Origin of the sequence: Iningainema tapete BLCC-T55 (assembly GCF_014698965.1) — a bacterium.
GTDB classification, from domain to species: Bacteria; Cyanobacteriota; Cyanobacteriia; order Cyanobacteriales; family Nostocaceae; genus Iningainema; species Iningainema tapete.
Map to the genome: position 1 here is coordinate 20,031 of NZ_JACXAE010000121.1, position 26,055 is coordinate 46,085.

The 26,055-nt window shown below is 41.5% G+C and carries 23 protein-coding genes and 1 pseudogene; 10 read left to right on the forward strand and 14 right to left on the reverse strand.

What is annotated here, in order from left to right; translation table 11 throughout:
- Window positions 1–27 precede the first annotated feature (27 nt).
- The gene (locus tag ICL16_RS40380; protein WP_190837466.1) at window positions 28–321 is read left to right on the forward strand and encodes an RNA-binding protein; all 294 of its coding nucleotides are present in this window, start codon (window positions 28–30) and stop codon (window positions 319–321) included.
- Between the two features lie 58 nt (window positions 322–379).
- Here the strand turns inward: ICL16_RS40380 and purT are convergent, their stop codons facing one another.
- A complete protein-coding gene (gene purT, locus ICL16_RS40385) occupies window positions 380–1,543 on the reverse strand; it encodes a formate-dependent phosphoribosylglycinamide formyltransferase (protein WP_190837468.1) in 1,164 nt (387 codons plus the stop codon).
- A 407-nt stretch (window positions 1,544–1,950) separates the two neighbouring features.
- Here purT and ICL16_RS40390 point away from each other — a divergent pair, with 407 nt between their 5' ends.
- The 3 genes from ICL16_RS40390 (at window position 1,951) to ICL16_RS40400 (ending at window position 7,425) form a co-directional block, all read left to right on the forward strand.
- A complete protein-coding gene (locus ICL16_RS40390) occupies window positions 1,951–2,193 on the forward strand; it encodes a response regulator (RefSeq protein ID WP_190837470.1) in 243 nt (80 codons plus the stop codon).
- 129 nt (window positions 2,194–2,322) lie between these two features.
- A complete protein-coding gene (locus ICL16_RS40395) occupies window positions 2,323–6,945 on the forward strand; it encodes an nSTAND1 domain-containing NTPase (RefSeq protein WP_190837472.1) in 4,623 nt (1,540 codons plus the stop codon).
- 135 nt (window positions 6,946–7,080) lie between these two features.
- Complete coding sequence (locus ICL16_RS40400; protein WP_190837475.1) at window positions 7,081–7,425, forward strand: RNA recognition motif domain-containing protein; 345 nt, start codon at window positions 7,081–7,083, stop codon at window positions 7,423–7,425.
- Here ICL16_RS40400 and ICL16_RS40405 read toward each other — a convergent pair.
- From ICL16_RS40405 to ICL16_RS40420, 4 genes and pseudogenes are all read right to left on the reverse strand, one after another.
- Window positions 7,412–8,508: pseudogene (locus ICL16_RS40405) on the reverse strand (phosphoribosylglycinamide formyltransferase 2). The gene ICL16_RS40400 and the pseudogene ICL16_RS40405 sit on opposite strands and share 14 nt — an antisense overlap.
- A gap of 74 nt (window positions 8,509–8,582) precedes the next feature.
- The gene (locus tag ICL16_RS40410) at window positions 8,583–8,972 is read right to left on the reverse strand and encodes a type II toxin-antitoxin system VapC family toxin (RefSeq protein ID WP_190837477.1); all 390 of its coding nucleotides are present in this window, start codon (window positions 8,970–8,972) and stop codon (window positions 8,583–8,585) included.
- A complete protein-coding gene (locus ICL16_RS40415; RefSeq protein ID WP_190837480.1) occupies window positions 8,959–9,195 on the reverse strand; it encodes a type II toxin-antitoxin system Phd/YefM family antitoxin in 237 nt (78 codons plus the stop codon). Before ICL16_RS40415 ends, ICL16_RS40410 begins: the two co-directional genes overlap by 14 nt.
- A 166-nt stretch (window positions 9,196–9,361) precedes the next feature.
- The gene (locus ICL16_RS40420; RefSeq protein WP_190837482.1) at window positions 9,362–9,844 is read right to left on the reverse strand and encodes a pentapeptide repeat-containing protein; all 483 of its coding nucleotides are present in this window, start codon (window positions 9,842–9,844) and stop codon (window positions 9,362–9,364) included.
- A gap of 43 nt (window positions 9,845–9,887) precedes the next feature.
- Between ICL16_RS40420 and ICL16_RS40425 the strand changes: the two genes are divergently transcribed.
- Window positions 9,888–10,442, forward strand: a complete 555-nt coding sequence (locus tag ICL16_RS40425; protein ID WP_190837484.1) for a hypothetical protein — start codon at window positions 9,888–9,890, stop codon at window positions 10,440–10,442.
- A gap of 173 nt (window positions 10,443–10,615) precedes the next feature.
- Here the strand turns inward: ICL16_RS40425 and ICL16_RS40430 are convergent, their stop codons facing one another.
- The 5 genes from ICL16_RS40430 to ICL16_RS40450 form a co-directional block, all read right to left on the reverse strand.
- Window positions 10,616–10,852, reverse strand: coding sequence for an antitoxin family protein (locus ICL16_RS40430; RefSeq protein ID WP_190837486.1), 237 nt, complete (start codon window positions 10,850–10,852; stop codon window positions 10,616–10,618).
- 307 nt (window positions 10,853–11,159) lie between these two features.
- The gene (locus tag ICL16_RS40435) at window positions 11,160–12,686 is read right to left on the reverse strand and encodes a flavin monoamine oxidase family protein (RefSeq protein ID WP_190837528.1); all 1,527 of its coding nucleotides are present in this window, start codon (window positions 12,684–12,686) and stop codon (window positions 11,160–11,162) included.
- A gap of 150 nt (window positions 12,687–12,836) precedes the next feature.
- Window positions 12,837–14,762, reverse strand: coding sequence for an ABC-F family ATP-binding cassette domain-containing protein (locus tag ICL16_RS40440; protein WP_190837488.1), 1,926 nt, complete (start codon window positions 14,760–14,762; stop codon window positions 12,837–12,839).
- 132 nt (window positions 14,763–14,894) lie between these two features.
- On the reverse strand, window positions 14,895–15,311 hold the full coding sequence (locus tag ICL16_RS40445; protein ID WP_190837490.1) for a DUF1824 family protein: 417 nt from the start codon (window positions 15,309–15,311) through the stop codon (window positions 14,895–14,897).
- Window positions 15,312–15,378: 67 nt separating this feature from the next.
- The gene (locus tag ICL16_RS40450; RefSeq protein WP_190837492.1) at window positions 15,379–16,221 is read right to left on the reverse strand and encodes an SPFH domain-containing protein; all 843 of its coding nucleotides are present in this window, start codon (window positions 16,219–16,221) and stop codon (window positions 15,379–15,381) included.
- Window positions 16,222–16,465: 244 nt separating this feature from the next.
- Here ICL16_RS40450 and ICL16_RS40455 point away from each other — a divergent pair, with 244 nt between their 5' ends.
- Both ICL16_RS40455 and ccmS read left to right on the forward strand, forming a co-directional pair.
- Window positions 16,466–18,274, forward strand: a complete 1,809-nt coding sequence (locus tag ICL16_RS40455) for an ABC transporter transmembrane domain-containing protein (protein ID WP_190837494.1) — start codon at window positions 16,466–16,468, stop codon at window positions 18,272–18,274.
- 65 nt (window positions 18,275–18,339) lie between these two features.
- Entirely contained in the window at window positions 18,340–18,777 is a 438-nt protein-coding gene (gene ccmS / locus ICL16_RS40460; protein ID WP_190837496.1) for a beta-carboxysome assembly chaperone CcmS, read from the forward strand.
- Here the strand turns inward: ccmS and ICL16_RS40465 are convergent.
- Window positions 18,774–19,958 (reverse strand): DUF3574 domain-containing protein, encoded by a 1,185-nt coding sequence (locus ICL16_RS40465; protein WP_190837498.1) that lies wholly within the window; start codon window positions 19,956–19,958, stop codon window positions 18,774–18,776. The genes ccmS and ICL16_RS40465 overlap by 4 nt on opposite strands.
- A gap of 281 nt (window positions 19,959–20,239) precedes the next feature.
- On the opposite strand from ICL16_RS40465, the gene ICL16_RS40470 reads away from it, so the two are divergent.
- Window positions 20,240–20,590 carry a hypothetical protein gene (locus ICL16_RS40470; protein WP_190837500.1) on the forward strand — a complete coding sequence of 117 codons (351 nt, stop codon included), beginning with the start codon at window positions 20,240–20,242 and terminating at the stop codon, window positions 20,588–20,590.
- A 180-nt stretch (window positions 20,591–20,770) separates the two neighbouring features.
- Here ICL16_RS40470 and ICL16_RS40475 read toward each other — a convergent pair whose 3' ends face one another.
- The gene (locus ICL16_RS40475) at window positions 20,771–22,150 is read right to left on the reverse strand and encodes a cytochrome P450 (protein WP_190837502.1); all 1,380 of its coding nucleotides are present in this window, start codon (window positions 22,148–22,150) and stop codon (window positions 20,771–20,773) included.
- A 103-nt stretch (window positions 22,151–22,253) separates the two neighbouring features.
- Here ICL16_RS40475 and ICL16_RS40480 point away from each other — a divergent pair, with 103 nt between their 5' ends.
- Both ICL16_RS40480 and ICL16_RS40485 read left to right on the forward strand, forming a co-directional pair.
- Window positions 22,254–22,886 (forward strand): AAA family ATPase, encoded by a 633-nt coding sequence (locus ICL16_RS40480; protein ID WP_190837504.1) that lies wholly within the window; start codon window positions 22,254–22,256, stop codon window positions 22,884–22,886.
- Window positions 22,883–23,629 (forward strand): hypothetical protein, encoded by a 747-nt coding sequence (locus tag ICL16_RS40485; RefSeq protein WP_190837506.1) that lies wholly within the window; start codon window positions 22,883–22,885, stop codon window positions 23,627–23,629. Before ICL16_RS40480 ends, ICL16_RS40485 begins: the two co-directional genes overlap by 4 nt.
- On the opposite strand, the gene ICL16_RS40490 is transcribed toward ICL16_RS40485, so the two are convergent.
- A complete protein-coding gene (locus ICL16_RS40490; protein ID WP_190837508.1) occupies window positions 23,618–24,508 on the reverse strand; it encodes an alpha/beta fold hydrolase in 891 nt (296 codons plus the stop codon). The two genes, ICL16_RS40485 and ICL16_RS40490, sit on opposite strands and share 12 nt — an antisense overlap.
- A gap of 67 nt (window positions 24,509–24,575) precedes the next feature.
- Window positions 24,576–25,967: an ATP-grasp domain-containing protein gene (locus ICL16_RS40495; RefSeq protein ID WP_190837510.1), complete on the reverse strand. Its 1,392-nt coding sequence runs from the start codon at window positions 25,965–25,967 to the stop codon at window positions 24,576–24,578.
- Window positions 25,968–26,055: the final 88 nt, after the last annotated feature.

Sequence of the window (26,055 nt, forward strand, 5' to 3'; positions counted from 1 at the left end):
GTAACCTTAATTTTTTAGGAGGGGTGTGTGGCTATCTTAGTTAAAAATCTGCCTTCTCAAGTAACTCAGGCAAATTTAACCGAACTTTTTAACCAATACGGTAATGTCCTTAATGTTAGCATTTCTTCTACAATTGGTCATGCGACAGTAGAAATAGAGGGCGAAGCAAATGAGGAACGTGCTATTCAAGGACTAAATGGTGAGGAATGGTTAGGGCAAAAACTTGAACTTTTTCAGTCAGAACAAAATCAAGATCCAACAGGGACAAGAGATCCCAAAAGTGTACCACCCGGACCACCTTCACCTCCTCCAAAAACCTAATGGGGCGTATGACATTATTTAAAATCTCGGAAATAGATATTATCTAATCTCAAGTCTCTTAATTACCAATGATTTTAATTTGACTTGCTGCTCTGGTAGCCTTCTCCCTGGCTTCTGGAATATTACTTCCTTTTGCTAAAGCGACTCCCATTCGTCGATAAGGATGGGCATTAGGTTTACCAAACAACCTAATGTCTACATCTTTTTCTGACAATGCCTCTGCTATGCCTGTAAATGCAACCGAATCTAAATGTTCCTGAGCTAAAATTACAGCACTAGCTGAAGCACCCAACTGTTCTATATTAGGAATAGGCAAACCCAATATCGCTCTCAAATGTAATTCAAATTCATTGAGATTTTGCGAGATTAACGTCACCATTCCCGTATCATGAGGTCTAGGAGAAAGCTCCGAGAAAATCACTTCATCTTTAGTAATAAAAAACTCCACACCAAAAATTCCCGCTCCACTCAAAGCATCGGTGACTTTTTTCGCTATGATTTGTGCATCCGATATCATTTGTGCCGAAATTTCTGCTGGTTGCCAAGATTCTTGATAATCTCCTCTTTCTTGACGATGCCCAATCGGAGGACAGAAAATTGTTGGTGCATTCCACTGCTTAATAGTCAGCAAAGTAATTTCAATTTCAAAGTTAATAAACTCTTCAACAATCACCTTTTGACTATCACCTCTAGAATTGGCGATCGCATAACTCCAAGCTTTTTCAACCTCATCCTTATGAGTTACCACAGATTGTCCTTTCCCAGAAGAAGACATCACAGGTTTAACAACATTAGGAAACCCAATTTCATTACTAACACTAATCAACTCTTCTAAAGCGATCGCATAACCATATCTAGCCGTGCGTATCCCCAAATTTTTACTTACCAACTCCCTAATTCTATCCCGATTCATCGTGTAGTTAGTAGCCGCCGCCGTCGGAATAACTGTAATTCCCCTTTGCTCAAACTCCACCAATTTTTCTGTTCTAATTGCTTCAATCTCTGGTATAATAAAATCAGGCTGATGCTTATTAACAATCCCTTCCAAATCATCCGCACTGAGCATAGAAATAACCTCAGAGCAGTCAGCAACCTGCATTGCCGGAGCATGAGCATAGCGATCAACAGCAATCACGTAATTGCCCAAACGTTGAGCAGCAATCACAAACTCCTTACCCAGTTCTCCCGAACCCAATAACATTAACTTCTGTGGCAGCTTCATATAATTGTAGGGTGCGCGATTGCGCAAATTTTATCATCTTATTACAAATTACAGTGATGATGCGCCGTAACGCAGCAAATGCAAATGGCAAATAATGCCGTACTCCTGGTTAACACACCCTACTTTGATGCACCGTAACGCAGCAAATGCAAATGGCTGGGAATGGGTATTTCGGATGAGTGAGTGTGTTGCTAATTACTACTATTGATCGCGATTAGGGTTTTATTGGTTGAAATATCAGGGTTTTCCTGATTGAAATCTCACGCCAGTCAAGGTAGTATGCCCATACAGTTAAAAATACAAAAGTAACTTTTGTTACATTAAAAGTATTAAGAATTGTCAAGTATACTGAAAAGAAGGTGTCTAACCAATAAATCTATGCCTCGTCAAAAGAAGCACTCAAGGAGGTGTCGCGCTCGCGTCCCAATAATTTGGTACTGATCGATGTAGCTATGGGGACAATGAATGGTTTGGAAGCAACACGCCTTCAGAAGGCGCAGCCCAACCCAATATATGTAGCCATTTTCACACTGAACAATTATGGACTAGCACCGCTGCGCGAAAGTCAAAAGTCAAAAGTCAAAAGTATTATCTATCAAGGCTTTTGCGCCATTTTAAATGGTATTTTTATTTCCGCCGTGACGTACTAGTCTATTCTCCGCCAAAAGAACCAACACAAATTTGGCATGAATTCTGATGGGCTGGCATGGTTCAGAGTCAATACCCTAATCTTTTGCTTGTAGTCAAACCTATTGTTGCCAAATTAAGTGCATCTTTCAATGAGCAAATCAGTTGTCATTAACCTGGGAAGTGGTAATTTATACGAAGGATTTCCCATCATTACCGTTCAGTTGTGGGCAGCAGGTCATGCCCTTCCAGAGCAATTTATCGGCTGCTTACCGCCAGCACCAAATTTAGTTGAATTATATAGAAATTGGCAAACAAATTATCAGTATCTGTGCGAGCGCAAACTGCTACGTTCTCCAGAGGAAGAAGAAGACGATCAACTGGAAATCGATTCAAATGGTATAACCAACGTCTCTATTACTGATTACGAGCAATTGTGCCAAAAGTTACTAGAAAGCATGAATGCGTGGCTAAAATCTGAGGGAATTCTCGATATTAGCAGACTTTTACGCTCTGCACTAGACCAAAAAGCAGAAATTAGAGTGATTATTGAAACCAAAGATGAAGTGATGCGGCGATTACCCTGGCATCGCTGCAATTTCTTTGCAGATTATCCTAGAGCAGAAATAGCGCTATATAAACCTGATTATCAACGCGCCCCTCTCCCACAACCAAAAGACACCAGAAATGTCAGAATTTTGGCAGTTTTGGGAAATACGTTTGGCATTGATATAGAGGCAGAAACCAAGTTTCTCAAAAGTTTAGAGGATGCAGAAGTCGTTTTTCTTGTCAAGCCAAACCGTCAAGAATTCAACACACACCTTTGGGACGACTTGGGCTGGGACATTCTATTTTTTGCCGGTCATAGTCAAACTGAAGGTGAAAACGGCAGAATATATATCAATGAAAATCCAACAAACAACAGTTTAAAAATTGAACAGTTAGAGGAAGCGCTCCTTGCTGCGATTGACAAAGGTTTACACTTAGCAATTTTCAATTCCTGTGATGGGCTGGGATTGGCTACTGCATTGGAGAAATTGAATATTCCCACGGTAATTGTCATGCGCGAGCCGGTGCCAAATCTTGTGGCACAGGAATTTTTTCAGCATTTTATGCAGGCTTTCGCAGTTGAGCGACTACCTTTATATCTTTCCGTGCAGCTTTCCCGCAGGAAGTTACAAGGTTTGGAGGATGAGTTTCCTGGTGCTTCTTGGTTACCTGTGATTTGCCAGAATCCAGCAGTAGAACCACCCACTTGGCTCAAGTTAGGTGGAATTCCACCAAGTCCGTATCGCGGCTTATTTGCCTTCACAGAAGTTGATGCACATTTATTTTTTGGCAGGGAACAGTTCCAAACGGAATTGGTTCTGGCGGTGAAAAAAAAGCCCTTAGTAGCTGTGGTTGGTGCTTCGGGAAGTGGTAAGTCTAGCGTAGTGTTTGCCGGATTAGTTCCCCAGTTACGCCAAGATCCGAATATTAAATGGCATATTGTCTCATTTCGTCCCGGTTTCAATCCGATTGAAGCATTGGCAAGAGCGATCGCTCCCATACCTCTTTCCCAGCCTCCGGCTGAGAATGCCTTCCAGGATGCTCTGCATCCCAATCACAATACCCACCGCATAGCAGAGCTAGAACTAGAAATTGCACTCAAGCAAGATCAAAAAGTATTATACAGAATTATAGAAAAGCTTGTGCAGCAAAATTATGGCACTCGCTTAGTATTAATAGTCGATCAATTTGAAGAACTTTACACCCTTTGTGCAGAGTCAGAACGCCAACCGTTCCTAGATGCTTTGCTAACTGCTTGTAGCGCTCCAGCATTTACCCTAATTATTACCTTAAGAGCCGACTTTTTTGGACATGCCCTTTCTTACCGCTCCTTCAGCGATGCTTTGCAAGGAGCAGTTCTCAACTTAGGTCCCATGAGCAGTGAGGAATTGCGCAATGCAATTGAAAAGCCCGCAGCACAAATGCAGGTAGGGTTAGAAAAAGAGTTGACAAATACACTAATTAATGCAGTAGAAGAACAGTCAGGAAGTTTACCATTGTTAGAGTTTGCCTTGACTCAACTGTGGTCAAAACAGCAATCTGGATTACTCACACATCAGGCATATAAGGAAATTGGCACAGTTGAAGAAGCTTTGGCTAATCACGCAGAAGCAGTGTATGCCCAACTAGATGAGGCGAACAGAGCCAGGGCGCAGCGCGTGTTGATGCAGTTAGTGCGTTTAGGAGAAGAGACAGAACCTACCCGTAGGTTAGCAACTCGTGATGAGGTGAAAAAAGAAAACTGGGATTTGGTAACGCACTTGGCATCAACTCGTTTAGTAGTAACCAACTGCAACTCCAGGGGTGAGGAAACGGTGGAAATAGTGCATGAGGCGCTAATTAGAAGCTGGGGACGCCTAGAGCAATGGATACAAACTGACGGTGAGTTTCGCCGTTGGCAAGAGCAGTTGCGCACAGCAATGCGTACTTGGGAGAAGAGCAATCACGATGAAGGAGCGCTGTTGCGAGGAAAGCCTTTGGCAGATGCTGAATATTGGCAAACTAAACGCCAAGAGGAACTAAGTTCAGGGGAGAGAAGTTTCATTTTAGCTTCGCAGGCACAACGTGATCGCGAGATCAAGAAGCACTTGCTCCGGCGGCAACTTACCATATCAGGGTTGAGCGCAGGCTTGGTGTTAGCTCTAACACTTGCTGCTGTAGCTTGGTGGCAATCGCACAAAGCAAATATTAGGGAGATCCAAGCACTCAGTACATCTTCAGAAGCGCTCTTTGCCTCGAATAAAAGATTAGATGCGCTCATAGAAGCAATCAAAGCGAAGCAAAAAATAAAAACGTTAGGTGGGGTAGACACAGAGATCCAGACTCGGGTAGAATCCGTGCTAAGGCGGGCAATTTATGGGGCAGTTGAGTATAACCGCCTGTCTGGGCATAGCGATCAAGTTTATGCAGTTGCGTTTAGCCCAACCCCCCTTAATTCGGGGGGCTATGGGGGGATCATTGCTACAGCAAGTGGGGACAAGACGGTCAAACTCTGGAAAAGTGACGGCACATTACTTACCACCCTCAATGATCATAGCGATAAAGTTTACGCCGTTGCGTTTAGCCCAGATAGTCAAATGATTGCCACAGGGAGTGGAGATAATACCGTCAAACTTTGGAAGCGTGATGGCACATTACTAAGGACTCTCAATGGTCATAGCGATAGTGTTTATGGAGTAGCGTTCAGCCGCGATGGTAATATCATTGCCACAGGGAGTGGAGATAATACCGTCAAACTCTGGAAGCCTGATGGCACGTTGCTAGGAACTCTCAATGGTCATAGCGAAAAAGTAAGCGCAGTCGCGTTCAGCCCTGATGGTAATACAATCGCCTCGGCAAGTTGGGACAAAAAGGTCAAACTCTGGAAACTTGATGGCACATTGCTTACCACTATCAACCACAACGATAGAGTAAGCGCAGTAGCATTCAGCCCTGATGGTAATACAATCGCCTCAGCAAGTTTGGACAAAAAGGTTAAACTCTGGAAGCCTGATGGCACAGAACTTACCACCCTTAATGGTCATAGTGGCGAAGTTTACGCAGTTGCCTTTAGTCCTGACGGTCAGACAATTGCCTCAGCTGGTTGGGACAGGGCGATCAAACTTTGGCAGCGAGATGGTAGCGAACTTACCACTCTTATTAATAGTCATGACGCGACAATTTGGGGAGTTGCTTTCAGTTCCGACGGTAGGATGATTGCATCAGCAAGTAAAGACCAAACGGTAAAACTATGGAAGTGGAATCATACTTTGCTTACCACCCTCAATGGTCATAGCACAAGAGTGACTACAGTCACATTTAGCCCAGATGGTAAGACAATTGCCTCCGCAAGTTTGGACAAAAAGGTTAAACTCTGGAAGCCTGATGGTACACTGCTTACCACCATCAATGGTCATTCCGGAGTTTGGGGAGTGGCGTTCAGCCCTGACGGTCAGACGATAGCCTCCGCGAATCTGGACAAGACGGTGAAATTGTGGAAGCGCGATGGCACTTTACTGGCTACCCTCAATGGTCACAATGGTTATGTTAATGCAGTAGCTTTCAGCCACGATGGTCAAATGATTGCTTCAGCAAGTGATGACCACAAAGTAAAACTGTGGAACCGCAATGGCACTTTGCTTACTACTCTCGATGGTCATACTAGTGAAGTTTGGGGAGTTACCTTTAGTCCCGACGGTCAGATAATTGTCTCGACGAGCCGGGACAACACGGTGAAACTCTGGAAGCGCGATGGCACTTTGCTGAGGACTCTCAATAATCATAATGCCCCAGTTAGTGCAGTAGTTTTCACTCCTCAAGGTAATATCTTTGCTACGGCAAGTGAAGATAAAACGGTGAAACTTTGGCAGCGCGATGGCACTTTGTTGAGGACTCTCAATGGTCATAGTGCTTCAGTTTGGGGAGTGGCGTTCAGTCCCGACGGTAAGATGATCGCCTCAGCAAGTGGCGACAAGACGGTAAAACTGTGGAGAGCCAGCGATGGCACATTGCTGACTACCCTTAACGGTCATAATGATGCAGTTTGGGGAGTGGCGTTCAGTCCCGACGGTAAGACAATTGCTTCAGCTAGTGAAGATAGGACAGTGCTTGTATGGGATTTGGATCATGTTATAAGTATTGATCAATTACTGAGCTACGGTTGTGATTGGGTCAGCGATTATCTGAGAACAAACATACAGGTGCAAAAGAGCGATCGCAGTCTTTGTGCTGGAATTAAAGCTCAATAGCTGGAAAAGTGCATAAGTGAATTTTGCTTAAACCTATTTAGAAGATAGTTAAAAGTAATTCCTTGAGACTTACTTGCTACACTATTTTGATTTTTATCTGGATCAGATTTTACATTACTTTGTTTGGAGGAAAATATGACTATCTTCGTCACTAATCTAGCTTCTCAGGTAACTGAGGCAGATTTAATCAACCTGTTTGAGAAACATGGCAAAATCCGAAAGATAAGCATTGACGAGATCACGACAGTAGAAATGGAAGGAGAGAACGCTGAAGCTCAGGAGGATAGTGCTATTCAAGCGCTCAATGGTGTGGAATTGTTCGGTCAGATACTTCTACTCTCCCGGCCAACCGGACCAGGCCCAGAGAACCCGAAGCAGCCTGAAAAGCCAGAGAAACCGAAGCCTAAAAAGCTAGAGGAACCTTTACTCTTACCTGTATTACCGTCGGGAATAATCTTGAATTCAACTAATCCAATTTGATTTTACTTGCTGCTCTAGTAGCCTTCTCCCGTGCCTCTTGAATGTTACAACATTTCGCTAAAGCGACTCCCATTCGTCGATAAGGATGGGCATTAGGTTTACCAAACAACCTAATGTCTACATCTTTTTCTGACAATGCCTCTGCTATGCCTGTAAATGCAACCGAATCTAAATGTTCCTGAGCTAAAATTACAGCACTAGCAGAAGCACCCAACTGTTCTATATGTGGGATGGGCAAACCCAATATCGCTCTTAAATGTAATTCAAATTCATTGAGATTTTGCGAGATTAATGTCACCATTCCCGTATCATGAGGTCTAGGAGAAAGCTCAGAAAAAATTACTTCATCTTTCGTAATAAAAAACTCCACGCCAAAAATTCCCGCTCCCCCCAAACCATCAGTGACTTTTTTCGCTATTATTTGTGCCTCCGATATCATTTCTTGGGAAATTTCTGCTGGTTGCCAAGATTCTTGATAATCACCTCTTTCTTGACGATGCCCATAAACTCTTCAACAATCACCTTTTGACTATCACCTCTGGAATTAGCGCTCGCATAACTCCAAGCTTTCTCAACCTCATCCTTGTGAGTTACCACAGATTGTCCTTTCCCAGAAGAAGACATTACAGGTTTCACAACATTAGGAAACCCAATTTCATTACTAACACTAATCAACTCTTCTAAAGCGATCGCATAACCATATCTAGCAGTACGTATACCTAAATTTTTACTTGCCAACTCTCTAATTCTATCCCGATTCATCGTGTAATTAGTAGCAGCCGCCGTAGGAATAACTGTAATTCCCCTTTGCTCAAACTCCACAAGTTTTTCTGTTCTAATTGCTTCAATCTCTGGTATAATATAATTTGGCTGATGCTTGCTAACAATAGTTTCCAAATCATCCGCATTGAGCATGGAAATAACCTCACAGCAGTTAGCAACCTGCATTGCCGGAGCATTAGCATAGCGATCGACAGCAATCACATAATTACCCAAACGTTGAACAGCAATCACAAATTCCTTACCCAACTCTCCCGAACCCAATAACATTAACCTTTTTGGCAGCTTCATATAATTATTCATAACTCTCTTCATTTATTTCTTCTCTGCACCACGCCAGACGCCGACGGAAGGATTTTATTTCTTACCCCAATTTATTAAGCTGATTCCCATTTTGCATACTGATAGTTATTTAGAATATTTTCATCTTTGCTCAGTAATATGTTATTATTTAACTGAGAATTTGCCGTGATAATCCGATCAAAAGGATCGCGAGTCCAAGTAATCGTTAAAGCAATGCTAATAACATCATTAAAGTTTTTATTACATATCTTTAAACCAATTTCAGCGGACATATCGTCAATAATCAAATCCGGTTTATGTTCATCTTCAATACGTCTTATCTCATATAAATACTGTAACTCCAATCGAACCATTGGCGAAGTATAAACTTCATTGTCATTAATTAAACTTTTAGCGGTATCAGTTAGTTTAGCTGTCAAACCAGAATAGAGCCATACTACTACATGAGTATCAAGATAAATCAATATTAACCTCCTGCTCCCAACTGATATTAACTAAATCCTCGGGATTTCCTTGAATGACATTAGGTTTAAAAGTCAAATTTTTCAGTTTATCTTTTGTTTCTATAGGAACAATTTTTAACAACTTTCCATTTTTGTTAATTTCTAATGGAATACCCGTTTCTAGTACCTCATCAAGTAGCCGCTCAATATTATTACTCAATTCCGTTAGTGTAACCTTTTTCATTACGTTCCTTAAAGATTCACATTGTCTCATAAGTTTTAGATATCATAGCAAAAATATTCATTTATCCTGAAGATTGTTATGAAATAAAACAATAGACGTGTAGATGTAGTTTCAGAGAGCAGGCAAGCTTTTTAAAAATATGTAATTTTTAAGCAGCCTTCATACTCTAAAAAGAGAACTCAGCACCACGATCTAGTAAATATTGAACTTGAGTGTGTGTCAACCCAATTCCACCACCAAACTGACACTCATCCACCAAAGAATTCAACCATACAGTTTCATTAAGAGTAGCACCCCTTAAATCAGTATTTCTCAAATCAGCATAAGTAAAATTAGCAAATATCAAATCAGCATTTACTAAACTACTTCCTCTGATATTTGCCCCAGATAAATTGCCACGAATAAAGTTTACCCCATCTAAAACCAACCCTGATAAATCAGCCCCTACCAAATTGGGAAATTTTAGCTGACGAGGATTCTGAAAAAACCGTATTACACAGCTGATATTTGCATCATTTAACCGTAGCTTAGTTAAGAAATCGTAACGAGCTATGCCAAGTTCTTGAAGAATTAGTAAACGTTGTTGGGGACTTTGTGCTAAAAACTCAATGGCTTTGTTATGTTGGTTTTGCGTCGATGAGTCAAGCATAGAGTTTTATAGTAAAACACTATATTATAACACAAAAATAAGCATGAAACAGTTGATTTTACTAGATAAATTTAAAAAACGTGTGTTAGCAATAACAATAGGGTTAGGCATTCCTTTATTAGCTACCAGCTTCTTAGTTGATATTGTGAGGGCAAGAATTATCAATATTGATAATATTACTAGAGAATTAGAAGAGCAGAAAGAAGCACACATAGACAATCCTAATTTTATTTCTAAAGTTGTTGTGCAAAGAGGATTTGATTATGATAAGGGACTCGATGATAAATGTATATCATGGTCTACAAATCAGGTAGGCAGTGGTTGGAGCCAAGACTCAGAAGATCATGATTTTTTTATGGATTATTATATACCTCCAAATAAAAAAGCGATAATTTGTACAACACCAGTCTTAGCAACGGCACTCACTGCCAACTTTGATAAACCTTTTTTATATGAAGTTTCCCCAACTGATTACGGCTTCCGTGTTCGTGTCGTTATTGGTCTTTCAGAAGTAAGATATCTTTGTAATTTGCTGGGAAATGTTAATTGTGCAAATTCAATCTTGTCAAAGCAAGTAATTGTACGATATGAACCTTAGAAAATTTAATGCCCAACAAGCAAAGAGTTCTAGCTCTTTCTATACATTCACTGCTTTAACCAATTGTGCACCTGGAGTTCAGTAATTCGATTAAAATGTTTTTCATTGTTCTGAATTCTGTTTTAGAATTGCTGAGAGTATATCCGTGTCTAATAAAACTTGTGTAACAGCCATTATGCACTTTTTTCTCCGAAAAAGTCGCAGCGCTCAAGTGCAATTTTCTCTATTTCGTCTACTTGTTCAGCAGATAAATCTTGATATACCTGAGCAGCTAGTTCAAGCATCTCCTCTGGAGTTAGCAAAGAGCTTGTCTCCACAGTTAGTCTGACTTTTTCTCCATCAGATATTTCCGGGTTTTTTAAGGGGCGGAAAACTCCATTTTCATAGATAGCGTCCACAATTTGTTTCATAACTTAGGAATGTGAATTTAATAAAGTGCAAGACTATGAGTGGGGTGGGCGTCCCCGCCCGCCCAATTTCTGGGACGGGCAAGATGCCCATCCCACAAGAAATGTAATTTATTTAGTTTGTATAAGTTTTAACTGATAAAGTACCGCTGCTGCCAAAACATAAGTTCTTTTTACAATTATAAATAAAGCCCGCTGGTGGCGGGCAGAAGAAAAAGGGTTAAGCTGAATTGAAAATGGAAAGTTGATTGTTAAATTTTCTTGATGCTTGCCTCCAGGGATGTGAAAGTTAATGCAAATCTAGCTATTGTTAACGGACTCCAACTTGAACCGAAACAGCTATGGTGGTAATTGAGTTGGCTTGAGGCACAAGAGTAGGTATGGTGGATTGTGCAACTTGTTTGTGCTTAACGATATCGTAGACGGCTTCGATTGCTGACTCAATGGAACCTTGTAGCCATGCGGGAAAGCGAGAGCAGTGTTCGCCAGCGAAGAATAGGGTGTTTTGGGATCTTTGGGCGGCAAGGTAATTAGATTCGCTATCATCCCAGTGAATTGTGCATCCGCCAGCACTCCACTTGTAGTTACCCCAGGCGATGGAAGCTTTGTCAACAATCATGTTCGGTGCATTTAGTTCTGGGTGAATTTTGCTTACCGTGTTTTGAACGTAGTCAAAGCGCTCAGACTCCGACATCATTCCCATCCGTTCAGCATCATCACCGATGGTGTAGCTAGCTAACATGACACTACCATGCTCTGGATTGAACTTCACGCTGGGGTAATATGTTTGACGTACACCTTCACCGCTGAAAGAAGCACCACCTTTAATACCATCTTTTGACCAGAATGATTCACGAGTGTGAAATGCTACCTTAGTACCGGGACAGTAGACGGTGTTGTGAATCGAATCAAGTTTATCTTGATCAAAACCTTTTAATTCCAACTTGCGCAATATACTGAAGGGGATGGTGCATAATACATAGTCACTCTGACGAGTATGCAACTGTCCGTTTTCCTGAGTTGTGATTTCAACGTGGTCTTTTTGTACGGCAATGCCGACTACTTCACAGTTGCACTTGATGGAACCCTTAATTGAAGCAGCCAAACGCTGAATTAATTGATCCATCCCACCTTTAAGTTGCAACAAGTCATGGCTAGTTTCGGTCATGATGTCGCCCAGGAAAATATCCAATCCTTGAGAACACTTGGCGCGGAAACTGGGATTTTGAGTTAAGAAGCAGCTCAAGTCAATCGTTTCGCCATCTTCACTGAAGTAGGGGTCTAAATCTAAGCGCTCTAACTCATCCATTAAGTGAGAGTGCAAGTCACGTTCAAAATCAGAACGTAGATTACCAGGGGCGATCGTATTGATGATTGTTTTTAGCCAAGCGGCAAACAAGCGGGTTTTTTGGGAGTAACGTGTGTCACTAAATATACCACCTTCTGTCTGTTGTAATACACGGGGTGCATCTTTCATTTTCAGCACTTCACCGTTGATGTTCATGAGCGCGTTGCTTTCCTCAAACACTGTCATAAACTTGCACAGTTTGTGAGAAAGTCCCATTTCATGTACGTAATGCAATGTTAGTTTATGTTCGCTGGGGATACGCATTGCTCCGAGTTCAGCGTAGGGTGCATCTGGCGAATTACCAAAGCGGTGTGTTAATACTCGTCCGCCAATGCGTGGGCTACCTTCGATGATTTCAACTTCATGCCCCAAGCGCTCTAGTTCATACGCTGCTACTAAACCTGCGATTCCAGCACCGAGAATTGTGATCCGCTTACCAGATTGTAGATTTGCTAGTTGGCATTGTTCAAGTAAAATTTTGGTGTCCATTGTTTCAGCTTCCCTTTGTAGTTTATGTTGAGCAGTGGTTTCAACCGCTTCTGTCACTACTTACCGGGGGCTTAAAAATTTTTATGCACTCAATAGACATAGCAGTGAAGAATATTGTAGAGACGCGCTGTTTGAAGCGTCTGTTCGCCCCTACTGATCGATTTCGGCTAATTCCATCCAGCGTTCGGTTGCTGTATCGATCGCTTGTTTGAGAGTTTCAACTTGTTCGTAAAGTTTTTGTACTTGGGAGTAATTGCCGGGGGGAACAGTTGTCAGAGCTTTCTCTGTTTCTACTTTCTCTGCTTCTAGTTGAGCAATTTTCCCTTCGAGTTGTGCAAACTCCCGCTTTTCCCAATTTGATAATCCGCGCCGCTTTTTGTTTTGTGTATCTGGAGACTTTGCTGGCAACGTCTCTACATTTTTTGGCTTTTCCTTGGGGCTGGCAGTTTGTTGCTTGTCTTCTTCTTCGGCTTTTTTGTAGTCGAGATAAACTGAGTAATTACCAGGATATTGGCGGATATTACCCTGTGCTTCAAAGGCAAAGATTGTTTCTGTTGTGCGGTCAAGGAAGTAGCGATCGTGAGAAACTACAATTACACATCCGGAAAAATCCTCTAAATATTCTTCTAGTACCGCCAAGGTTTGCACGTCTAAATCATTTGTCGGTTCATCTAAGATCAAAACATTCGGCGCACTCATCAACACGCGCAAGAGAAACAAGCGTCGTTTTTCGCCACCAGAAAGTTTATGAATCGGGGCATACTGCTGATTACCTGGAAACAAAAACCGCTCCAACATTTGTGAAGCCGTAATTGTTGTTCCGTCAGCAATTTTGACATTTTCCCCTTCTTCTTTAATGTAGTCAATCACGCGCTGATTTTCGTTCAACGCTGTGAGTAATTCCTCTGAATGTTGGTTGAAATAACCAATGTGAATTGTCGCACCAATTTCTACACTACCAGCATCTGGTTGAACACGCTCAGTGATGATATCTAATAAGGTGGATTTACCTGCTCCATTACCACCAATAATACCAATACGGTCTTCTGGACTAAATTCGTAAGTAAAATCTTTAATTAAGGTGCGTCCGTTGTAGGACTTTGATATATGATTAAGTTCTATAACTTTTTTGCCAATGCGACGACCGGGTGTGGCAATATCAACTTTACCCTGAGCTTGTTTAAACTCAGTTTGCTGCATTTCCCCAATGCGATCAATTCTGGCTTTTTGCTTTGTACTTCTAGCTTTTGGTCCTTTTTTGAGCCATTCTAACTCGCGCCGTAGTACACCTTGGTGTTTTCGTTGAGTGCTAACAGCAGATTCTTCAGCGAGAGCTTTCTTTTCTAAGTAATAAGAATAGTTACCTGTGTAAGTGTAAATGTCGCCGCGATCAATTTCAATGATACGATTGGTAACGCGGTCTAAGAAGTAGCGATCGTGAGTAATGAGTAAGAGTGCGCCACGATAGCGATTCAAATAACTTTGCAACCACTCCACAGAAATTGCATCCAGATGGTTTGTCGGCTCATCCATCAACAACAAATCTGGTTCTAAAAGCAAAGCTGTAGCCAAAGCTATGCGCTTACGATAACCACCAGACAAAGTGCCAACTAGAGCATTATAATCTGTAATTCCTAACTTGGAAAGAATTATTTTAGCATTAGTTTCTAATTCCCACGCACCAGTTGTATCCATCTGCCCCGTGATAGAAGACAAACGCGCCATCAACTGTTTATCTTCTGGTTTATGAACTAATTGAGCAGAAAGTTCTTCATACTCACGTACCAAAGTCATTTGTTCGCCACTATCAGCAAAGACTTGCTCCAAAACAGTACGATTTTCATCTACATCTGGCTGCTGTGGTAAGTATATAACTTTTGCACCTGAATTGACTAAAATTTGACCGCTATCAGTAGGCTCTAGCCCAGCGATCATTTTTAATAATGTTGATTTACCGGAACCGTTAGTACCAATTAAACCAACTTTATCAGTAGCATCTAGGCTAAAGCTAGCATCTTTTAAAATTTCTTTGATCCCAAAATCTTTTTTAACAGATTGTAGTGTAATTAAACTCATAATAATTTAGTTATTGAGCAAATGTCAGATTCTTGTAAAGACAGCTAATAGCTAATTGCTAATGGTAAACAAGCTATTAGCTATTAGCTATTAGCTACCTACATGAGTGCGCATTTTTGTCAACGCAACAGCTTAGACAAATAAATCTAAGGGTAAATGCCCATATAATTCGTTAATTCCACTTTGAGAGTAAGATTGGCAAGAAACTAGTACACCACGATGGTGTCCGAAATAGGAATCGATATAACACACGCCGTTTTTGCCGTTTAATTTGATATAAACAGGACCATCAATGTTTGGTAAATTGTTGGGAGGTTCATAGCCAAATGCTTGCGAATAGGTTTTCATCGCTAACATTCCTTCTTCTGCTGTATCTGCACAAATACCTAATATTTGGTAATCAGAAAGGCTGCATAGGAAAAGTAAAGCTTCTCTAATTGAAACTTTTTCTGATGGTTTAATCGGCGGAGCAACGTCTACACAGTTGAACTTAGTCAAAACTTTTTTTGCTTCTTGAACAGTTATATTACTCTGATTTTTTCTCGACATAAATTTATTTATTATTCCTTTATGTTTACTGTGTTTCTAATTTGGATATACCCATTAACAATTCTGCTTAATCTTGCATCTTACCTAAATTGAAAAGAAATGGAACACTACTATTAGATTCATTACCCATGACAAGAACTTTTGGCATCTGAGCGCCACCACTCTTCCAAGCTTCAATTGCTTCTTTTTGTAGAACTAACTGTCCCCCTTGAGCTTTCAAAGTGTCAGCTAATAGTCTTTGAGCTTCCGCCTTACCTCTGGCACGATTAATATCTGCCTGTGCTTCTTGTTCAGCTTCTTGCGCCACATAAACAGCTCTTTGCGCTCTTTGTTCAGCAATTTGTTTTTCTTCCACTGCTCTAGCAAACTCTGGGGAAAAAGTTAAGTCTACCACACTGGTATCTAGTACTATTATTCCATATTTATCTAGGCGTTGACCTAATGCTGTATCAAAGTCTTCTTTCAATTCATTTCTCTTAGTTATAGCTTCCTCAACTGTTCTTCTCGCCGCTGCTATTTTAAATGATTCCTGCGTTTGAGGTGCAATGATTTTAGCAACGATATTTTCTAAAGTTCCTTGTTTTCTTCTTACTTCAACAACCTTTGTAGGATCAAGACGAAAGTTAATAGCAAACCTAGCCGATAGGGTTTGTAAATCCTTAGTAGAACTTTCTGCTGGAACCTCAAATTTCTGTACAGTTAAATCATATACATCAATTACGGAAATAAAAGGTGGTTTAAGGTGTAACCCCTCTATTAAAGCTCCATCTTTGGCTTTTCCCAAGATACTAAGTACTCCTGCTTGTCCTGGATTAATAATAATAAAGGAGTTTATACTAAGGATAACAAGTATTGTTACTAAAATACAGAAGAGTACATTTTGCCATGTCCCTAATTGCTGATTTTTCACCTTTATGTCTCCTGTTAAGAGTTGAAAAAGTTAAGTTCGCTCAACTTAAGTAATCGCGGTAACGAGTAGTAATATATTTTACATTAAGTTAATGTAATTGCTGTGTAGCTAGTGTTTATAAAGTATAAATTTTTCTGTCTCAGCTTTTGTTAGGTTTCTCAAAAAATCTTTTTTCAAACTCCGTACCTAGCCTAAAACACTTTATTGTGTGATAAAATTCGGTATCTAGCAACTGTAAAACACTGTGGCTACAGTACTAAAATCAGGTCGGGTATCTAGAGGGCGTAAGCCTTCTGTTCATCCCCTTCAGCGTCTACTAGACTACGGACATCAGTATCGTCAGCAAATAAGGCTAGCGACTGCTTGCACTATCCTCAACAAACTTTTCGACTTGGCACCACCAGGGTTAATTGGTATTGCAGTAGATGTAGTCGTAAAGCAGCAAGATTCTATCATTGCACAACTGGGAGTAAAAGATGTCTTTAGTCAATTTTTAATTCTTTCGGTTCTCACTGTCATCATTTGGATTCTCGAATCGGTGTTTGAATATGCCTATGGTAGACTATGGCGCAATTTGGCACAAAACATTCAGCACGATTTACGTCTAGATGCTTACAAACATTTGCAAGAATTGGAATTAGCGTATTTTGAAGAACGCAGTACGGGCGGTTTGATGTCTATCCTGAGTGACGACATCAACCAATTGGAACGTTTTTTAGATGTGGGAGCTAATGATATTCTCCAAGTTGCTACAACTGTAGTCATTATTGGCGGTGCTTTCTTTCTTTTGGCTCCTAGTGTGGCTTGGATGGCAATGTCGCCCATACCCTTTATACTTTGGGGTTCGTTTGCTTATCAAGATTTGCTTGCCCCACGCTATGCTGATGTCAGAGAAAAGGTAGGTTTACTCAACTCTCGTCTGGCAAATAATTTAAGCGGCATTACTACGATCAAAAGTTTTACATCAGAAGATTACGAGGTTTCACGTTTAGCACAAGAAAGTGAAGCCTATCGTCGTAGTAATGCTAAGGCAATTAAACTTTCTGCTGCATTCGTACCCCTAATTCGGATGTTGATTTTGATAGGTTTTACAGCATTACTATTGTATGGTGGTATGGCAGCAGTTAATGGCACAATGTCTGTAGGTACTTACAGTGTGTTGGTGTTTTTAATCCAGCGGCTACTTTGGCCTTTAACTAGATTAGGCGAAACCTTCGACCAGTATCAACGGGCAATGGCTTCCACTAATCGGGTAATGGATTTGTTGGATACTCCTATTACCATTCCTACGGGGGATGTTTCTTTGCCAGTAGATGAAGTAAAGGGAGAATTGGATTTAAAAAACATCACTTTTGCTTATACAGATAGGCAACCAGCAATCAGAAATTTAACTTTACATATTCCGGCAGGTAAAACAATTGCCATTGTAGGTTCCACAGGCTCTGGGAAAAGCACTTTGGTGAAACTGTTATTACGATTTTACGAAGTGCAATCAGGAACTATTGCTCTTGATGGCATTAATATCGAGAAGTTAAATTTACGAGATTTACGCCGCTGTATTGGTTTGGTAAGTCAGGATGTATTTTTGTTTCATGGTAGTGTAGCAGAGAATATCGCTTACGGCAATCCTCAGGCAGGGGATAAAGAAATTATCAGGGCAGCTAAAATTGCTGAGGCAGACGATTTTATTATGCGACTGCCCCAAGGTTATGAGACAATTGTGGGTGAACGAGGACAAAAGTTATCTGGTGGGCAAAGACAACGGATTGCGATCGCTCGCGCTGTTTTGAAAAATCCTCCCATCCTCATTCTCGACGAAGCTACATCAGCTGTAGATAATGAGACAGAAGCCGCAATTCAAAAATCCCTCGAACGTATCACAGTAAATAGAACCACAATTGCGATCGCTCACCGCCTTTCTACCATCCGCAATGCTAGTTGTATTTATGTCATGGAATACGGAAAACTAGTCGAGTCAGGAACCCATGAAGAGTTGCTCAATCAAAACGGAATTTATGCCAGTTTGTGGCGTGTACAATCTGGTTTAAAATAAAATTCACGTCCATCCGTAGAGACGTTCCGCCGGAACGTCTCTACAATCCAAAATCTAAAATTACTATGATGTTTGGTAATACCCAACCTGAAACACCAGATAACCAGTGGCGGCGTCAGTTAGATCGATTTGTGCAAGCTCATCAGCAAGAATTAGCCGCGCTGTCATGGGGTTTGTGGCAAGAAAATGGTTCGGGCATGGGTGTTATTGGTATTGATTTACAACCAAAACCACATTTTGTGTATTGTCCCCAAGAGGCGATCAACAAGTTAAATAGTAGAGTCGAAAATAGACTTCAGGAAATTATCGGGCTTGTCAAGCATTATAAACCTGAAGTTGAAGTTCTGATGATCGGGATTGGTAAGGACCAAATAAAGTTAATTCATTTTGAATCTCAACCAGCACCACCTACTTGCTTTACCCAAGTTGGTAAGGATGTGGATACGTTATTAGAACAACTGGAACAAAGCCTGAGTGAGCAGTTGGAAACTTTAAGTAGTTAAATTATGTGGATATCACTGAGGGTATTTGTTCCGCCAATACCAGAGATGGTATTAACTGGTAAAACATCAAAGAATACACCGACATTTTCATCAATAACTTGCAGAACACCTGCTCCCAAGAATTGCTGCTGGTAGGTTGTCAGCACGTCGTTGATGGCGTCCTCGTTTGCCTGGGTGTCTTCCAAAATTAGGGTGACGACATTCGATCTCTCCCTGGTAATGTTATTAATCGCGTCTCGCGTCTGCCCAATAGTATCGAAAGCGGTTAGTCCAATGAAGCGAGGAGCAATCACATCATCAATAAATCCCAGGAACTTTTCATCAGAGACTTCCCCTCCAATAATGTTGCGTCCGAAGTACAAATCTGCTTGGATGAATTCTGGGATGAGATCATTATCAATCAAATCTATCGCTGGACCAAAACTAACTTGGACACCTTCGTTGATCGTTTGCGCGGCAAATGCTCCCCCAAACAGTCCCTGGTAGGTTCTCAGCACGTTATTGATGGCGTTCTCGTTTATCTGGGTGTCTTCCAGAATTAGGGTAACGACATTGATCTGTTCCCTATTAATGTTATTGAACTCGTCTCGCCCCTGTCCTGTAGCATTGAAAGCGGTGAGTCCGCTGAACTGAGGAGTAACGACACCATCGAGAAACGCCTGGAACTGTACTTCAGAGACTTCCCCACCTCCAGGTATGTTACGTCCGAAGTACAAATCTGCCTGAATTAGTTGTGGGATGGGATCGTTGTCAATCAAATCTGTCACTGTATTAGGAGAAGTCGCTTTGAAGTTATCTTTGTTGACAACTCGTAGACTACCCGATTGCTGGAACTGTTCCTGGTAGGATGCCAGCACTTCGTTGACAGCAATTTCATTTTGCACAGTGTCTTCTAGAACCAGAGTAACGACATTGGATTGTTCCCCGATGATGTTATTTGTCTCGTCTTGGAAGCGCCCAATAGTATTGAAAGTGAATGAGCCTCGGAACCGAGGAGTAACGACATTATCGATAAACGCTTGGAACTGTTCTTCTGATACCTCTCCACCCACAGGTATGTTGCGTCCGAAGTACAAATCTTGCTGAATTACAGCAGGAGTCACAATCGGCGGGACGGTGATTGCGATCGCACTGTTGAGTTCGGGATTGACCGTGTAATTATCTGTAAGTGTCTGTGACATTATTATTCTCCTTGATTTTTACTCATTTACTTATGGGTAAAACCCCTCACGATTCTATAGGGAGTAAATTCATAAGTTTTATTAAGATTTAAAGAAGTAAAAGAGTTTTCTTCATTAATTCTTTAAAGGCGAAAGAAACATCAAGTGCAAGATAAAAAAGTAGATGTGCGCATCCAAGATCCCCGACTTCTTAAAGAAGTCGGGGATCTGATTTCTCACGCTTGTAGTTAAAATTAGAAAATACTGACCCATTGACAAGCGAACCATGACAACCATCAAGATTGTTTCAGAAGCAGGCGCTCTCGCAAACAACTTATCGGGCAATTTGCGGACTGCAACAGGCAATTGGTGCAACACCAGGTCAAGCTCTCGATATGCGAGAAAGTGAATTAGCAACACAAGGGCTTGCAGAAAATGGTGAAACAGTTATAACTATACAGCGGTTTCGTCCCGATAATTTTTTTAACGCCAACCAGCAATCAAAGCTACGGAAACTAATGGATCAGTTTCTCCACGCTAACGCTGTTGGCGACAAACTTACTCCAGCACAAAATGAGGAATTACAGCAATTAGTTGATGCTGAGTTGCAAGCTACGATAAAACGGGCAGAAGCTATTGTGAAGAGAAGCTAAAACAAAATTGAACTCTACAAGTCTCGGACGAGTAACAATGTGCATAAACTGTAATTTTTCATAGCAATTTACTACAATTTTGATAAATGTTACACAGTTAATTTTAGCAAATTGCCAGGTAGCGGCGGAGCCTCAAGGAATGCATTCCCAGCCTGAGGCTGGGAACGAGGCGAGAAGGTATCAAACTAAGGCGGGAGTGTTGGCACGCTTTGTTAAAGGTTTAGCTACCATTCGCAAACTTCCTGGTGCTGCTAATGTAAGTCCACGACGAACAGGACGCACGGGACGTTTATTGACGAGGGATACTTGATATTGGGAAAGAATTGTTGCTAACACCAGTTTCATTTCATATTGGGCAAACGCCAATCCAATACAGCGACGATGCCCACCACCAAAGGGTAAGTATTCGTAGGGTGAAAATTGCCGTTCTAAAAAGCGTTCTGGTTTGAATTGCTTTGGCTGTGGGTAAACTTCTTCGCGATGGTGCGCTAAGTAGATGTTGGGAGCAATTACTGTTCCCACTGGCAGTTTGTAGCCCATAATTTCTATTGGGGATTTTACTTCCCGTAAAAAAGCACTCATGACAATTGGGTAGATTCGCAATGTTTCTTGGCAAACTGCTGTGAGGTAGGGTAATTTGGCAACAACACTTGGATCGGGATTTTCCCCAAGGCTGTTGAGTTCGGTTTGTAATTTTTCACGCACCTCTGGTAAGTAATCAACCCAGTAAAAAGCCCATGTTAGTGCTGAGGCGGTGGTTTCGTGTCCTGCTGTGAGCAATGTCATCAACTCATCACGTAATTCTTGGTCGGTCATTGGTTGACCGTCTACATCACGGGCTGATATCATTAAACTGAGAATATCCTGCCTATTTTGGTTAGATTCTGCCCGTCGTTCTCGAATTAGAGCATAAATCAGTTCATCTATTTGTTGCAGGTTCCGCACTATCCGTCCCCAAGGACTCCATGCACCTAAATCTTTTTGTAAGAAGCTGAAAATGATCGCGGCGGACATTAAGGGAGAACCCATTAAGTCTAGTACTGAAGTTAGTAGTTGGCGGAGTTGTTGAAAGCGCTCGTCTTCATCTAACCCAAAAACTACTCGTAAGATAACGCGCAGGGTGATTTGTTGCATTGACGCACGGATATTGAAGGGTTTGCCTGTTTTCCACTCTCCGCTTACTGCGGTGGCGGTTTCACAGATTGTCTCGCCGTAAGCTCTCATCCTGTCTCCATGAAAGGGAGGAGTTAAGAGTTGACGTTGACGCTGATGCCGATCGCCATCCAAAATAATGAGGGAGCGATCGCCAAGCAAAATTCGTAACGCTCGATTCCCACCCCCAGATGCTAACTGAGCCGAATCAGCATTAAAAATCTGTTGTAGTGCTTGGGGATGACTGAAGTGGATGAGAGGAGTATGGTTGCTGCTCCAGACAGTGAAGTTGTCACCATAAGCTTTGGCAAAATCTTCCACGTATTCTAGGGGTTGAAAGATAAACTTCAATCGCCTTAGAAGTATAGGTATTTGTGGACCATCAGGTAAACTGTTAGTTGCGGTCATAAAAACTTATAGATTTAATCGGATAGATTCCATTGTGGCAAATGTAATTCATGTGCCATAAAGCGGTATATTCGTAATTAGGGCAGGATCACTTATCAAAGCAGTGCCAAGAATCATCGCTATTCTCAACGGCAAGGGAGGAGTGGGTAAAACAACTACTGCAGTCAATCTAGCTGCAACCTTTGCTTCAGAAAAAAAGGTTCTACTTGTAGATGCTGATATTCAAGGTTCTGCAAGTTGGTGGTATGGGCGTAGTCAAAACGGTATGGGTTTTGATTTATCCCAAGAGACAAATCCCAAACTTTTAACTCATTTACGAAAGATAACAGGTTACGATCTAGTAGTGGTGGATACGCCTCCGGCACTGCAATCTGAAGCACTAACGGCGGTAGTGGCGAATGCCGACTATTTGGTATTGCCCACACCATGTGCACCAATGGATTTGGCTGTTTTGATTGAGACAGTAAGAAAAGCAGTTATCCCTGTGGGAACTCCTCATCGGGTGCTGTTTACTAAAGTGGATACACGTAGTTTAGCGGAAGTACTGGAAGCTCAAAACACATTGCTGCAACTAGGAATACCCGCATGTAAAACCTTTATCCGTGTCTACAAAGCACATGAAAGAGCAGCGCTGGAAGGAGTAGCGATCGCTCAATGGCGAGGAAACAATGCACGAGAGGCTGAATTAGACTATCGCCGTGTAGCTGATGAAATAAAGCAAGATTGGAGGGAATGATGGCTACTAAGAAACGTATTTCTAATTTATTACAAGAAGAAGCACAAAAAGGTACATCCTCAGAAGGTGAAATTACCATTGACACAAATGCCACGCCCGTGCCTTCTTCTGTTGAGTCTGATTCTCCTTCAGACGAAGAAACGGCACTTTTAACGAATGTAGACGAGGAGAAAATACCAGCAGTCGAACATACAACCACAAAGCGTATCAATCCTACCAAAGCCGATTTAGAAGCAACAGTAGAAGAATTAAGAGAAACATTAACGCGCTCGCAGCAAAATGAAGCTGACTTACTTCAACAAATTGAAGAGTTACAATCAAATTTAGCCAAGCAAAAAGCATTAGCAGAAAAAGCATCCAAAGAACTAGTCGAAGCCAAAAAAGTTGCTCTACAGCTTGCAGAATCTAATACCCAACTTACAGAAGAAATTAACGCTTTAAATAAACCACAAAATATTCAACCCACAAAAAGTCATCAACAAACCCAAAATATTCAACCCACAAAAAGTCCTCAACAAACCCAAAATATTCAACCTACAAAAAGTCATCAACAAACCCAAAATATTCAACCCACAAAAAGTCATCAACAAACCCAAAATATTCAACCCACAAAAAGTCCTCAACCAACAAAAAATTATCAACCAACAAGTTACAAAAAATCCTATCGTCCAGTAGAACCCCTACCAGAAAAGTCAATCGACGAGTCTGGTGAAAACTCTTCTCCAATGTGGTTACTTGATTAAAAATTGTAGAATGTGCTGGGCGGTGATTTGTGGCTGTTCTAAATGAGGAACATGCCCACAATCTTTAATCCAAATTAACTGACTATTTGGAATCGCCCGCTTAAACCTGGGAGCATCTTTAGTACCTAAAATCCGATCAGAATCGCCCCATAAAATTAGCGTGGGCTGCTGAATTTCTGCCAGTTTCTTAAATTTAAAAGCAGTGTAACCACCACTTTTAGTAAAAGCAATTAAACCTTTACTCCAACTAGAAGCTTCCAGGTGTAATGCTGCACATAATTGAGCATCAATTGTCGCTAACTGCTTATTTTTATAAGCAGCTCGAGAAATTTGCTGACGCACTTTAGGATTACGTAAAAATTCAGTAGCTAAATAATCTAAAGGTGGAAATATAAATTTGCCAAAAGGTGAACTTCCTGTTAAACCGGCACTGTCAATTAACACCAGCTTTTGCACCACTTCCGGGTAAGTGAGAGTGAAATCAATTGCTGCTGCACCACCCATTGAAGCGCCAACGAGAATTACTGGTTGGTTAATTAGAGTTTTCCAAAAACCGTAAAGATGGGTTTTAATATCTGTCGTGTTTAATTTTATCCCCGCAGGCCTTTCTGTAAACCCAAAACCTAATAAATCTACTGCCCAGGTTTCATTGTGAGTTGCTAAAAGTGGCTGGAGGCGACGGTATTCTAACACAGAACTGTCAAAGCCGTGTATTAATAGAAAAGGTGTACTACCACTACCCTGATGTACGTAGGTGGTGGCAATTGGTTGTGTACTCAGGGGAGTGGTGATGGCTATTTGCTCTATGCTTTGCGCAAGAGCAATTGAGGCGGCTTCTGTTAGTTGCCCTACTGTGGTAGGTAAAAATTTAGGATACATACCTGTATTTTACTTTGGAACCGCCAAGACGCCAAGAACGCCAAGGAAAATAAACCGCAAAAAGGATTTAGTCTCCGCCTAGTTCGACTAGTTTGCCGATGTTGAAGTCTATTCTGATCCAGCCAGTGAGTTTTTGTAGGTTTTGGAGTAGGAGTAGTGGAATTTGCCAGTGGTGTACGGTGAGGAAGGGAAGGGGATCTTGAAGGCTGTAGATGGAGTCTTTTCCTCGCAGTAGGTTATTGAGCCAGGTGCTTAGTTGGGAGAAGGAGCGAATTCCGGTTAGTCGCCATATTTCGTGGTAAAGCCAGTAGGTGGGTTTGCTGTTGGGTAGTGGTTGTAGGGTAGTGGGTTGAGGGGTTTGGCTCAGATATGCGTCTGCTACTCCGGGATGATTGTAGAACATGGTGATGGCGGAATGTGTGCGGGGGTTACATTCGATCGCGTATACTGTTCCATCTTCTGCTTCAATGAAGTCGAAGGATAATTGTCCGGTTATTTCTGATCCTTGGACGAAGCGTTGTACCCATTGGAGGATTTTGGTGTTGGCGACGTTTTCGTAGTTTACTTGGACTGCTGAGGATTCGCAGCAGCAGTGTAATCTTAATTCACTGTTACGAACCGTGCTGTGGGTGCAGTATTCTTTTCCCGGGATGAATTCTTGCATTATCCAAGGTTTTTCCGGGCTGATGGGTAAGCTTTTGACGAAGGCTGCGGTTTCTTCTGGTGTGGCGCAAGGAAGTTTAGTTAAGTTCAGGCGTCTTACTGGATCGTATGGTATACTTTTAAGTATGTATTTACGTGTTTCTTGGGAAAAGTCGAAGTTTAATATTTGTTCTGGATCTGTGATTTTAAAGGATTTGGGAGTGGATAAACCCAGGCTTTTTGCCTTCTCGCTAAAGGCATATTTATCATCTAACATGCGCGTAACATCTGCGTCAAAGTGAAATACTTCGCAGTGTTGGGAGAGCGCTGGTTTTGCTAAAGAGTCGTAATAGCTGGCTACTGGGCTGCAAACGGGAACATAAACATCGATGTTTTCTTTTTGCACGATATCCAGTAGGGCTTGGATGTAAGCTTCTAAGTCTTTTTGTGGATCGGGAACTGTGTAGAAACGGTTGACGGCTTTGGAAAATTGATGTCCTGATAACCAGTATTTGTGAGTTTCAATTAATATTACTCTGTGACCTGCTGCATGAAATGAGCGGGCTAGCTGTAGTGCTTTGGTCATTTTGCCGCCGCTGATAAGTATGTTTTTTGGTGCGACGGAGGTTACTTTGGCTCTAAATGGTTGGCTGATGACAGACCAGAGTAGGGTGATGATCACTAGAGTAAGGTTTATTGGTAGTGCTAAGAGTAGTAGTGTGAGTGTCCCGATGTTTTTTACTAGGGCTGTGATTTTTTGGGTGGAAGTTGGGGTGGTGTTTGTTGTTGGAGATGGAGGCGATATTGTTTGTGCCATTTTTGAATGAACTGCGAAGACGCGAAGAAGATTAAGAAACCACAGATGCACACTGATGAACACAGATGTATTATCCGTGTTTATCTGT